The organism is Acinetobacter sp. ANC5681 (assembly GCF_023488045.1).
Taxonomy (GTDB): Bacteria; Pseudomonadota; Gammaproteobacteria; order Pseudomonadales; family Moraxellaceae; genus Acinetobacter.
In genome coordinates, this window is sequence record NZ_JAMFKZ010000012.1 from 1 (window position 1) to 12510 (window position 12510).

A 12510-nucleotide genomic window follows, 5' to 3' on the forward strand; every position below is an offset into this window, starting at 1 on the left:
AAATCAAATGGCAGAAGACTTTTATCGGTTAGCTGCCTAGAATCTCCCAAGTGAAAGTCTCCTGCTAATTCAGCACACATCACAACAGAAAATAATGCTGATGATTTATTTAGTCAAACTGATTCTCAAACTGTAAATGATAAATATATTCGTAAAGATGCCATTAGTGATGCGGGTTTAAAGTATTTTCAAGATGCCTACCGGACTGAAACGATTAGCAAGGAAGATATTTTCTACTATGTGTACGGCTTATTGCACAGTGAAGATTATCGTAGTCGTTATGCTGACAACCTTACCAAAGAACTGCCACGTATCCCATGTGTGAAAAAAGCTGAAGATTTTTGGACGTTCTCAAAAGCGGGTCGTGATTTAGCACATTGGCATTTAACCTACGAAACTGTAGAACCATACAAAGCAAAATTGGATTTAGGTAGTAAATCAGTAAAACAATTAGAAGATAAGGACTTCTATGTAACTAATATGACATTTGCTAAAAAAGGGAAAGAAAAAATTAAAGATACTGTAATTTACAATAGCTCTATTACTATTCGTGAAATACCTCTAGAAGCTTATGATTATATTGTAAATGGAAAGTCAGCACTTGAATGGGTTATGGATCGTCAAGGTGTTTCTACACACAAAGAAAGTGGTATCGAGAATGATGCAAACGATTGGGCAATTGAAACGATGGGTGATGCTAAATATCCATTGAATTTGTTTTTACGTGTGATAACGGTAAGTTTGGAAACAATGAAGATTGTGAGAAGTTTACCAAAGTTGGATATTTAAAATGTATAAAGCCATTTAGATTTATTTAAATGGCTTTTTTTACTATTTATTACAGTTCCTTGTTTATTGTATGTTGCTGATATAAAAATACTCTTATATATTTCAAATATCTAAATGGTCGGTTAAAACCCTACTATTGCTCACACTGTTGTAAACCATTGGTTCGCTCGACAACACAGAAATGTGCATCAGAACAGAACCATGAGGATGGACTGGCTAGTCTTATCACCGATGAGAAGAGCTATTACCATTTGAATGGATGTAACAGTCCCCTTGCTATCATTACTTGGGGGGTACTTGGCTTTTTCAAGATGGTGGGCGTGGGGCTACGGGCGGTTTGGAGAACCGATATTCTCTATATTGTCAAGTGGTTATTTCAGTTGGTTTTGATATTTTTGTCAAAAAATTATCAGGAAAATCAGGTGGTTATGTTGATAATTGTGGAGTTTTTCGTGTTGATTCTCGATGTTGTTTTATGTTATACTGATAGCAGCATTTCAAGAAAAAAGATGGCAATAAATTGCTCACACTGTTGTAAACCATTGGTTCGCTCGACAACACAGAAATGTGCATCAGAACAGAACCATGAGGATGGACTGGCTAGTCTTATCACCGATGAGAAGAGCTATTACCATTTGAATGGATGTGTCCCTTTTTAACCGTTGCGAGATAGCTTTACAAGGACGCAATGGAGAAGAAAGAGATATAAAATTATGTTTTTTAAAGACTTTGTTAAAGAAAATTTTGATGAAAAATTTAAAATTTTCAAACAAAAAAATATTAAAAATTATGATAAAAAATATCATACCAACTATGTTTCAATTAAAGAATTTGAGAATAATTTAAATGTTCAATTAGAGTCTTTAATAAAATTAATTGAAACTCAAAGCTATAGATTTCAAAAACTGTATCCTGTAATTATAGAGAATAAAAAGAATCCTAGTAAAAAGCCACGTTTAATTTGCATACCAACCGTTAGAGATCGTCTAGTGCAGATGATTTTAATTGATTACATTGCCCAGAACTTAAAACATGAGTTAGCTGTACTTAAATCTAACGATTTTTCTGTTTCAGGTGTAGGTATATTTCGAGCAAGACAAAAGGCAAAAGATTTAAGAAATACAAAGCCCTTTGTTTTAAAAACAGATATTGCATCGTTTTTTGATAATTTAGTTCGGGCAACTTTGCTAAAGGAAATACGAGAAAATATACCAACTGACATACTCTATTTGTTTGAATCCATAATTTGCTGCGATCCAAGTATTCCTCATGAATATGCAAAGACGCATAAAAAGCTAATTGAGTCTAAGATTGGGAAAGGTGTCAGACAAGGGATGCCTCTATCACCTTTACTGGCATCATTTTACTTAAATGATTTTGATAATTGGCTTATTAAGCAAAAATATAAACATGTCCGTTATGCGGATGATCTGATATTTTTTCTTGATTCCGAACAGCAGTGTAAAGAGGTATTTGAATTAGTTTTCCAAGAATTGAGTAACTTAGGTTTAACACTTCCTGAAATTGATGAAAAGTCAAAAACACAGATTATTTCTGAAAATGAAACAGTAAATTTTTTAGGATTAGACTTACGATATGAGAATTCAAAATATGATTGGTATATTCCACCTCATGTTATTGAAAATGTTAGAGATAATCTAAGTCATCTAACGAATATCAATAGTAATATTAAAATGAAGCTAAACTTTAGTAAAACTATAACTAGGATGGAGCAAATAGTTTCAGGCTATCAGCATTGTTATAGTGATGCTGATTCCAAAAATTTAAAAGATTTTAATAATAGACTGCAAAAAGAAAAGGAAGATGCAATTAGTTTACTATTCCAAGGGTTAGGAATAGATATTAAGAAAATACATCCCCAATATATGAAATTCTTGTTAGATAGCAACTAAGAACAATTCTAAGATTTATTCAGTGAGTTATTCAGCGTGACTCGGCTTACTCCAAAATGTTTTGCTACCTCTGTTTTAGTAATTTGAGGATCTCGTAACATAGCTTGGGCCTTTTTAATATCTTTTTCAGACATGGATGGTTTGCGTCCACCTTTACGTCCTCTTGCTCTCGCTGCATCTAAACCTGCTATGGTACGTTCACGAATTAAACTATGCTCAAATTCAGCTAATGCTCCAAAAATATGGAACACTAGCCTGCCAGTAGCAGAGGTGGTATCAATTGCCTCTGTAAGCGATTTAAAGCCTATCTCACGCTGATTTAAGTCAGTAATAATCTCGACTAAATCTTTTAATGAACGGGCAAGGCGATCAAGTTTCCACACAATCAGAACATCACCTTTTCTTAGGGCTTTCAAGCAACTTAACAATTCAGGACGATCCTTAGATTTTCCAGTTATCTTTTCCTGAAAAATTTGTTCACAGTCTGCCTTTTGGAGTGCATCTAATTGTGAATCTAGATTTTGGTCATGTGTACTGACCCGAGCATATCCAATAATCATAATAAAACGTACCTAAACTTTACATAGATTTATTATCGCAATTTCTTTACGTTATTTTGAATAAGAAATGTAATTCTAGGATCATGTTTTAAATGTAAAGAAAACGACCATTTAATTAACACTAATTTTATGGAGGTGTCTTTGTGACATATTAGTCGTATTGTGCAGTAAGTAGTTTTGTTAAATTTACAATAAAAAAATTGACAAAATGCTTTACGTTTCAATATAATCGATTGTAATATAAGAATATATTTGTTTTTAGTATATATATCCGTTCTGAGACTATACAATAACTAAATATTGTATTTAATATAAAGTAAGAACCTGATTTAGATTAGGTTCTTACTTTTTTTATTTTTAAAAAATATTGAATTTTACTTACTCGCTATTTTTTATACAGCAAATGTCAACAGACCCTAATTTAGTATTAAATTATCTATAAAATTTAAGATTGTCCTGTTTGTGGAATAATTTGTTGTTAATCCATATCTATAAGCGTTGATCATCAAGGCGTAAAATGAGTCTCAAGAAAAGAATTTCTACCTGAATAGGAGAAACTAAATGAAGAAAGTTCTTGGTATCTATCAAAATAAAAATATGCACTGGGTTGGTGATGGTTTCCCTGTGTACAATTTGTTTTCTTATGATCGTTTGGGACAAGCGATTAGCCCATTTTTACTTTTAGATTATGCAGCGCCGTACCGTTTTGAACCAACCACTGCTCAACAAGGAGTGGGTACCCATCCGCACCGCGGTTTTGAGACCGTAACGATTGCCTATCAAGGTGAAGTGACACATAAGGATTCAAGTGGTGGCGGTGGTACAATTAAAGCTGGTGATGTGCAATGGATGACAGCTGGAGGTGGTGTTCTACATCAAGAATTTCATTCCCCTGAATTTGCTTATCAAGGTGGTTTGTTTGAAATGGTACAACTATGGGTAAATTTGCCAGCTCATTCGAAAATGACGCCTGCAAAATATCAAGCCATTGAAGCAACAGATATCCAAAGCATTCACTTGGATGATGTAGGGAGTGAATTGCGTGTGATTGCTGGGCAATATCAAGAGACAATTGGTGCAGCTACAACATTCAGTCCAGTCAATGTTTGGGATGGTAAAATTGTGGCGGGTCAAGCACACACGTTTTATGTGACCGAAGGACATACCACATTGTTGGTGCTACTTTCTGGTGAGGTGATTTTAAATGATGCTCAAGACATTGCAGCACTAAGCTTGGTTGTACTGAGCCGTGAAGAAATTGATTTTACGATCAAGGCTGAGCAAGACAGTAAATTCTTGATTTTAACAGGTCAACCTTTGAATGAACCGATTGAAGGTTATGGGCCATTTGTTATGAATAGCAAAGCTGAGATTAAAGATGCGATCAATGATTTCAATCGTGGTAAATTTGGCAGCATGTAAAGCTTAATTTTCCTTATATACAGACACATATAAGAAAGCCCATAACTCCTTTAAAGTTATGGGCTTTCGCTATAAGGCTCTCTATTGATTGTTTTAATATTAGGTCACTTATTATTATCCAGTTTGTTACGTGACTCGATTCTGATTATTGTTTAATCACAATAGCGCTAAATTTCAGCTTTGCAAAGTCCCTAACAGGGTAAAAATGGAAAAATAAAGAATGTTATGTATATTTATTTAATGTATAAAATAATATAGTTAATATTATCATTGATTTAAGCTTAAAATAAGAAGTGTGTTAAAATGTAACAATAAGTGAATGGACACATTAAGACAAAAGTCTAGCTTAAATGCAGAATATGGTATTTTTTAATACCGTATTTAGGTTAACTATCAGTCATAATCAAGAAAAATCATCAACTGATGGGACATAATTTTGGATATTGCAATTATCGGCAGTGGTATGGCAGGACTTGCCTCAGCCAGAATCCTACATGATGCAGGACATAACGTAACGATATTCGAAGCACTTGCTGGGCGCGGCATGGACAGTCACAGTATAGACTTTGATGGGGGCTTAATTGATGCACCATTACGTGTGATGAACCCAAAACTTTGGAAAAATACTTTAAGTTTAGCCAGCTATTTGGGAATAGAAACGTTCCCTGTGCGTACATTTATGGCTTGTAGTTGGTTATTTGAAGATAAAACAGATACTTGGCTAACAACTTCACGTAGCCGAATTGGAAATTTCCCAATTATTAATAACCGTAAAGGGATACAGCAATATGGCTGGCGTCTGGTAAAAGGGATGCTACAACTCAAAACAGCTGTACATCAATTTTTCAAATCAGATAATCAAGACATCACCCTAGCTGAGTTCATGAATCAATACCATATTGAGGAAGTGTTCTGGCATGGTACGGTAATGCCAGTGCTTTATACCATTTGCACATGCCATCCAAAAACGATTGGTGAGTGGCCAGCCAAGCCCCTATTAGAGTTTATTCGCCAACTCACAGAAGGTGAAGCTTTATTGCGAATGAAAGGGGGAACACCTGCACTCGTGAATCGACTGATTGATGGAATTGCTATCCATAGTGGCTCACCTGTTGAAAAAGTAGAAGAACAAGGCGATAAGATTTTGGTAGAAAATGGACAAGGTGCAAGCCAATTGTTCGATCGAGTTGTTATTGCAACACCAACACCAGCCATTGAAAATTTTCTCAAGCAACCACAATTTGCAGATGATATTGCATTACTGAAAAAGTTCCGTTTTGAACAAGGTGATTTGGTTATTCACACTGATCCAATCGTGATGCCACAACGCCGTAAAGATTGGGCAGTATTAAGTTATATGATGGATCGGAATTTTAGCCGCCAGCAATTCACTGTGTGGATTAATTCAATCGAACCAAGCCTAGTCGGCAAAAATGCCGTATTCCAAACTTGGTGCCCTGTAATTGATATTGACCCTAAGAAAATTATTTCTAAGGTACAGCTCACCCGTGCTGTTGTTGATTCAGAGACGGTTGCGTTGAATAAACAAATTCAAAAACGTCATTTAGACCTCAATCGTAAAGTATTTTATTGTGGTTCGTGGTCATGTGATGGATTACCAATTTTAGAATCTGCGGTGACCTCGGCGATGCATATTTCTGAAATTTTAGGTGCGCCATTGCCTTTCGTTGGGCTTAAACCGAAAGTTTCAGTTGCGCCAGAACTGGGTTATTAAATATGGCTTACTCCAAGCAAGGATGGATTGAGAAAGTTTTCGGACATAAATATGCGATAGATGCAAAACGTCTCGGAGATGATTCTCTACTTGCTTGGAGTAATTTAGGTTATTGGCAGAACCAATATGATGATTACCCACAGGCTTGCCAAAGCCTAGCGGATCAAATCGCTGCTTCTATTCAACTCAAACAATCTGATCATGTTTTAGATCTGGGCTGTGGACAGGGAGCAAGTCTTTTACATTGGCTTAGGTATTATCAGATTCAACAACTCAGTGCGGTTGAGCTACAGCCAGAATATGCCAAACGAATTCAAAAACAATTAGCCCAAGTTCAAATTCATTGTGGATCATTTTTGAATTTAAACGCACTGCAACTTTTAAATTTATTTGATGTAGTGCTGTGTATAGATGCAGCTTATCACAGTGATTTGAATTCATTTCTCAATTCAACATCTTTGGTTTTGAATTCAAAAGGTCGAATTGCATTTCATTATTTGATGTGGTCAGATGCTTGGCGAGAGTGTTCAAATTTAAAAAAACAACAATACCGTTATTTGCTCAAAAGCGCTGATGTAAATTGGCAAAATTTAATGGGTGAACAACAATTAACACAAAAGCTTATACAAAAAGGATTTACCCAGATTGAAATTCAGGATTTTTCCGAACCTGTTTTAAATGGTTTTGCTGTCTATATTGAAAATAAGAGAAAACAAAGGAAACATTTTGACTTGGCACAATTGAAAATTGATATGACAGCAAAGTTATGTAGAAAACTCTATCAAGATGGTTTAGTGCATTATATTCAGGTCAGCGCAGTTAAAAATTAGGCAATAAAAAAGGCTTAATCTTTAAAATTAAGCCTTTTTTGAATTTGATGGTGCCGGCACACGGATTCGAACTGTGGACCTACTGATTACAAGTCAGTTGCTCTACCAACTGAGCTATGCCGGCAACGTGGCGAGAATTCTACAGAATCTATTTAAAAAAACAAGCGAAAAAATGAGCAAACAGATAAATTTAATTTGATTGTTGATTTTTTTATCAATTTTCCCCAAATTGACCGCAGTAAATTCCAATCAATCAATGGTTTTAAATAGCTTTCAACCTAAGATTTGAAGCTAATTCCATTGAAATTTGGGGGTAATAAAATAGGGGTAATTTATTATGCCCCCAGTTATACCCCCAACTATATCAGGATTCAATAGGGTCAATTGGAAAACATAAGGCAAGAAAAAAAGCCTAAACCCTTTAGGTTTAAGCTTTTCAGACATCGTCGGATGTCGTCTGAAATAATCTTGGCGGTTGAGAGAGGGATTCGAACCCTCGATACGCGCAAACGTATACACACTTTCCAGGCGTGCTCCTTAAGCCACTCGGACACCTCACCAAGGTGTGCGATAGTAACTAAAAAAAAGCAGACTGCCAAGTTGTAGTCGAACAGATTTGCAGAAAAACTTCTTGGCTAATGATAATATTAAGGAATATAACGTTCTATATTGAAGACAATATATGCAAAGTACTGCAAAAAAAGCAGCCTTACCTGCCACTGCATTGGCAGCATTAGGGGTGGTGTTTGGAGACATTGGAACCAGTCCTCTGTACGCTTTGAAAGAATCCTTCCATGCTGCACATGGCTTAGGAATTCAACCTGAAAATGTATTAGGAATCTTGTCGATTATTTTTTGGTGTTTAATGCTGATTATCAGTATTAAATACATCGCGATTGTTATGCGTGCGGATAACAATGGTGAAGGTGGAATCATGGCTTTACTTGCTTTGAATCTACGCAAAGCAAAAATATCCGATAGTAAGAAGATTTATTTAATTGCGATTGGTTTTGTTGGGGCATCGCTATTTTTTGGTGACGGTATTATTACGCCTGCAATCTCAGTACTTTCCGCTGTTGAAGGTCTATCAATTGCAACCAATGTACTTGATCCGTTTATTGTGCCAATTGCAATCGTGATTGTAACGACATTATTTTTAATGCAAAAACACGGAACCGCGTTTGTTGGTAAATTTTTTGGGCCAATTACGCTACTCTGGTTTTTGTCATTGGGGATCTTGGGTGTCATTAGCGTCGTGCAAACACCAATCGTACTCGGTATGGTTAGTCCTCATTGGGCAATTCAGTTTATTTTCACTCATCCTGTACAAGCATTTTTTATTATGGGTGCTGTTGTTCTGACGGTCACAGGTGGTGAAGCCTTATATGCAGATATGGGGCATTTTGGACCGCGTCCAATTCGTTTCGGTTGGTTTAGTGTCGTTTTGCCTTGCCTTGTATTAAATTATGCTGGACAAGGTGCGCTGTTACTTCGCAATCCTGCGGCGATTGAAAATCCATTCTATTTACTAGTCCCAAGTTGGGCTTTGTACCCAATGATTATCTTGGCAACGATGGCAGCTGTGATTGCATCACAGGCCGTTATTTCTGGGGTTTTCTCTTTAGCTCGTCAAGCAATCCAATTGGGTTATTTACCACGTTTAGGCATTAAACATACTTCTGATTCTGAAGAAGGACAAATTTATGTGCCATTTCTGAATTGGTTATTGCTGATCGCGATTGTCATCTTAATTTTAATTTTTAAAACCAGCTCAAACCTTGCAAGTGCTTATGGCTTGGCTGTGACCTTAACCATGTTATGTGACACAATTTTGGTTGCTGTATTCATATACTATGCATGGAAATGGAGCTTACCAAAAGTGATGCTGTTGATTATTCCATTCTTTATTTTGGAATCCGTACTGGTTGCAGCAGCATCATTAAAAATGTTCTCAGGTGGTTGGGTACCGTTATTGATCGGTGCAGTCGCGGTTATGATCCTGATGACGTGGAAACGTGGGCGTGAGCTTACTTTTGCTAAGCTTGAACATGACACCCTATCACTCGATTTATTTGTGAAAAGTATTGGGGACAATGTTCATCGGGTACCTGGCGATGCAGTCTTTTTAACCGGAACGCCTAATGTTGTTCCGCATGCGATGCTGCATAATATTAAGCACAATAAAGTACTACATGAGCGTAATATTTTAGTCACGGTTGTGATTGAAGATGTTCCATTTGTTCCTCAAGAGGAGCGAATTAGTGTTGAAACGTTGAATGAACATTTCTATCGCATCAAAATTTTCTACGGTTTTAAAGATGAACCTAATGTGCCAAAAGCCTTGATTCAAGCTTACGAAGAATTAGGCTTTGAATACGATTTGATGCAAATTAGCTTCTTTATTTCACGTGATCGTATTGTTCATAGTGTGGGAGATGGTATGTCTCCGTGGCGCGAACGCTTATTTATCTCAATGCAACGTAATACTAGCCCTGTGAGTGACTTCTATCAAATTCCAACCAACCGTGTTGTGGAGTTAGGCAGTCAAATTGAAATCTAGGTAACATAAAAAAAGGCACTTTAGAGTGCCTTTTCTATTATCTGGTGATCAAGTGAACAGTTTTGCGACATAAAGTGTCGTTCTTTGCTTTATCTCAATATACAGTTGAATATGGAATTGCTAAGCTTCGCATTCATATTGATTTTGATTTAGTTATGGCGAAGAAAACAACCAAAAAGAGTAAAACACAATTTGCTTTTTTGAGCCAAAATTTTGGAAAAATTGTTCTTGCTTTGATCGCAACAGGCAGTTTCGCGATTGCATTTGGTAATGAAAAAATTTCTAAATTAATTCCTTTGCCATCGAGTCATGGTGCTTGCTTAGAACAATTTTATCGAGATGTTCCTCCTTTACTTACAAAAGAAAGTCTAAAAAAAGATAGTTATGCTTTGTGTTTTAATGATTTTAATGTGATGTATTCAGGTATTTCAAAAACACCATTGTGGTCAGCGGAATACCTTACCCCAGATCGTTTAAGTATTAAAATCAAGCGCGAAGATAGTTTTCACGAAGAAACACGAGTGCCTCTCGCTCATCGTGCATTGTTAGCGGACTACCGTGGTTCTGGGTACGATCGTGGACATATGGCACCGAATGGTGATATGAATAACACTGCGGCACAACATGACAGTTTTTCTTTAGCCAATATGGTGCCACAATCACCGAAGAATAATCAGGAAGTTTGGCGTAAACTCGAAGAAGCAGTGCGTTCTATTGTGACTAAACAGCATAAAGATGCTTATGTTGTGACTGGACCGATCTTTGAAGATAAGCGTTTAAAAACCATAGGGAATGGCGTAATAGTTCCTACAGCGGTATACAAAGCCGTGTATTTACCTAAACAGGGGATTATTGGGGCGTACTATGCACCGAATAATGATTCATTACAGGTTAAAGTGGTGAGCATCTGCTATTTAGAAGAAAAGTTAGGAATTAATTTATTTCCACAACTCACAGAACAACAAAAGCGTAATGTTTATCAATTGCCTACATCGGCACAACAAGTTAAAGCCAATAAAGAAATTAGCTATGTGAGTTGGGATAGACAAAGTCAATGTGCTGAAGAAGCAACCACGGCAAGTATTCAAGCACAACAGCAGCAATTCTCTTCTGGGAAGACACAAACTGATGAGACTAATTTGCCGCAGATTGATGAGGAAACCAAACAAGCTTTAATCAAGCAATTGATTGATGCATTGGTTCAGTATTTCTTACAATTGTTGCGCTAATTTCGCAGGCATCCTAATGTGGTTATGCTTAACTCAAATAGCCTAAAACAGAAAAGAACAATGAGAGGAAAAGATGTTTAAACCTTTTGAACAAGGCGATCAGTCTTCGGCAATTTATGATCTGACTTTGGAAAATCAAGTGGACTGTGTAAGTCTATATGGCAATTTGCAAATCACAAAAGATCAAGCAGGTTTAAAGGCAGCGAAAGCTTTACAGAGTTTTATCAACGAAGTGGTCATGGTGTTAGAAGCACAGAGCTTGCCTGAACAGATTGAGCGTAAGCCAGAACAAGAAATTGAAAATCCATTTCTATAAAACATGCTTTAAGAAGCCATCGTTTCCTTATCAATTTGATTAAGAACTATAAATGGTATTGTTCTTGCGCCACTGTTGTGGAGTTAAACCAGTCCAAAGCTTAAATGCCCGCTGAAAAGCACTTTGTTCCGAATAGCAAAGTAGTAAGGCAATTTCTTGTAGGCTCAAATGCGGATCTTTTAAATATTCCGTTGCGAGCATAAAACGTACTTGTTGCACACGTTCTTGAAAGGTGGTGTTTTGCTGTTGTAAGTGGCGTTGCAATTGTCTTACCGATAATCCTAATTTTTCTGCAATAAAATCGATTTGATATTGATTTTTTTGTAATCCAGTCAAAATTGCATGTTGCAGACGTTGATCGAGTTGAGTGGAATTGGGAAGCTTATCCAATAAAGCTTGAGCTTGTTGTAGCAACAATTGCTGTAAAGTGTGATCGCCTGTTCGAAGTGGCTTAAAGGCTTCGGTAACAGGTAGGAGTAGCTGAGTTTTAGGCTGATCAAAACGGACTTTACAACGGAAATACTGCTCATAAACCATAATGTTTTTCGGTGCGGTATTCACAAAATGCACTTCGTGTACATTGAGATCTTCACCTGACATAAATAACTTAAGGAATTGCACCATCAACGCAATTGCAATTTCATCTGTTAATTGGGTTGGGTTGGGTTCTGGAGCTTCCCAGCGGATTGATGCGTAGGGTGGGTTAAATTCAACGACGAGAGGGCTACCATCATAAATTAAGCGATGAAAATCATGATAACGCGCCAATGCTTCGCCCAAGTTTTCACATGACAGTGCGAGATAAGCAATAATTCCTAAATGTTTAGGTTGTACGTGCTCTGCAATTTCTAAGCCTAAACCTGTCTTGGGATTTAAACGATTAAGATCTTCAAGTAAGTCACGCCAAACGACGTAATCAAAACGTTCAAGATTTTGGACTTGTTGTAATTGCTCAGGAATTTCAATATTTTTTGTTTCGCAATAAGCCTTTAATAAATGCCCTAATCCGCCATAAACAGAGCCTGTATAGTTCTTGAGTTGGGACATCCTGTCTACTCCTTATTCTGTCGTGTTTTATCAATATAAATATATCGTATCGTCAATACTTCGCCTACAAAAATTTATATCTTTAAAAAAAATAAGGAAACATTTGGAG

The 12510-nt window shown here is 36.6% G+C and carries 10 protein-coding genes and 2 tRNA genes; 8 read left to right on the forward strand and 4 right to left on the reverse strand.

Annotated features, from left to right (window positions below):
• Positions 1–78 precede the first annotated feature (78 nt).
• Together M5121_RS08620 and M5121_RS08625 are read left to right on the forward strand one after the other, a co-directional pair.
• A complete protein-coding gene (locus tag M5121_RS08620; RefSeq protein WP_349628958.1) occupies positions 79–789 on the forward strand; it encodes a type ISP restriction/modification enzyme in 711 nt (236 codons plus the stop codon).
• A 713-nt stretch (positions 790–1502) separates the two neighbouring features.
• Positions 1503–2702: a reverse transcriptase domain-containing protein gene (locus M5121_RS08625; protein WP_107908896.1), complete on the forward strand. Its 1200-nt coding sequence runs from the start codon at positions 1503–1505 to the stop codon at positions 2700–2702.
• Positions 2703–2710: 8 nt separating this feature from the next.
• Here M5121_RS08625 and M5121_RS08630 read toward each other — a convergent pair whose 3' ends face one another.
• Complete coding sequence (locus tag M5121_RS08630) at positions 2711–3262, reverse strand: recombinase family protein (protein ID WP_107908897.1); 552 nt, start codon at positions 3260–3262, stop codon at positions 2711–2713.
• Positions 3263–3823: 561 nt separating this feature from the next.
• Here M5121_RS08630 and M5121_RS08635 point away from each other — a divergent pair.
• The 3 genes from M5121_RS08635 to M5121_RS08645 all read left to right on the forward strand — a co-directional run bounded on the left by M5121_RS08635 (position 3824) and on the right by M5121_RS08645 (position 7249).
• Positions 3824–4684, forward strand: coding sequence for a pirin family protein (locus M5121_RS08635; protein WP_249570937.1), 861 nt, complete (start codon positions 3824–3826; stop codon positions 4682–4684).
• 436 nt (positions 4685–5120) lie between these two features.
• Positions 5121–6419 carry an FAD-dependent oxidoreductase gene (locus M5121_RS08640; protein ID WP_005156769.1) on the forward strand — a complete coding sequence of 433 codons (1299 nt, stop codon included), beginning with the start codon at positions 5121–5123 and terminating at the stop codon, positions 6417–6419.
• A 2-nt stretch (positions 6420–6421) separates the two neighbouring features.
• Positions 6422–7249, forward strand: coding sequence for an SAM-dependent methyltransferase (locus tag M5121_RS08645; RefSeq protein ID WP_087537024.1), 828 nt, complete (start codon positions 6422–6424; stop codon positions 7247–7249).
• A 48-nt stretch (positions 7250–7297) separates the two neighbouring features.
• On the opposite strand, the gene M5121_RS08650 is transcribed toward M5121_RS08645, so the two are convergent.
• A tRNA-Thr gene (locus M5121_RS08650) sits at positions 7298–7373 on the reverse strand.
• A 345-nt stretch (positions 7374–7718) separates the two neighbouring features.
• Positions 7719–7809, reverse strand: a tRNA-Ser gene (locus M5121_RS08655).
• A 122-nt stretch (positions 7810–7931) separates the two neighbouring features.
• Here M5121_RS08655 and M5121_RS08660 point away from each other — a divergent pair.
• From M5121_RS08660 to M5121_RS08670, 3 genes are all read left to right on the forward strand, one after another.
• Positions 7932–9809, forward strand: a complete 1878-nt coding sequence (locus M5121_RS08660; RefSeq protein WP_005219379.1) for a potassium transporter Kup — start codon at positions 7932–7934, stop codon at positions 9807–9809.
• Positions 9810–9964: 155 nt separating this feature from the next.
• A complete protein-coding gene (locus M5121_RS08665) occupies positions 9965–11038 on the forward strand; it encodes a DNA/RNA non-specific endonuclease (protein ID WP_034602596.1) in 1074 nt (357 codons plus the stop codon).
• Between the two features lie 73 nt (positions 11039–11111).
• Positions 11112–11354: a hypothetical protein gene (locus M5121_RS08670; protein WP_087543638.1), complete on the forward strand. Its 243-nt coding sequence runs from the start codon at positions 11112–11114 to the stop codon at positions 11352–11354.
• A 39-nt stretch (positions 11355–11393) separates the two neighbouring features.
• Here M5121_RS08670 and M5121_RS08675 read toward each other — a convergent pair whose 3' ends face one another.
• Positions 11394–12401: an AraC family transcriptional regulator gene (locus M5121_RS08675; protein ID WP_249570938.1), complete on the reverse strand. Its 1008-nt coding sequence runs from the start codon at positions 12399–12401 to the stop codon at positions 11394–11396.
• Positions 12402–12510: the final 109 nt, after the last annotated feature.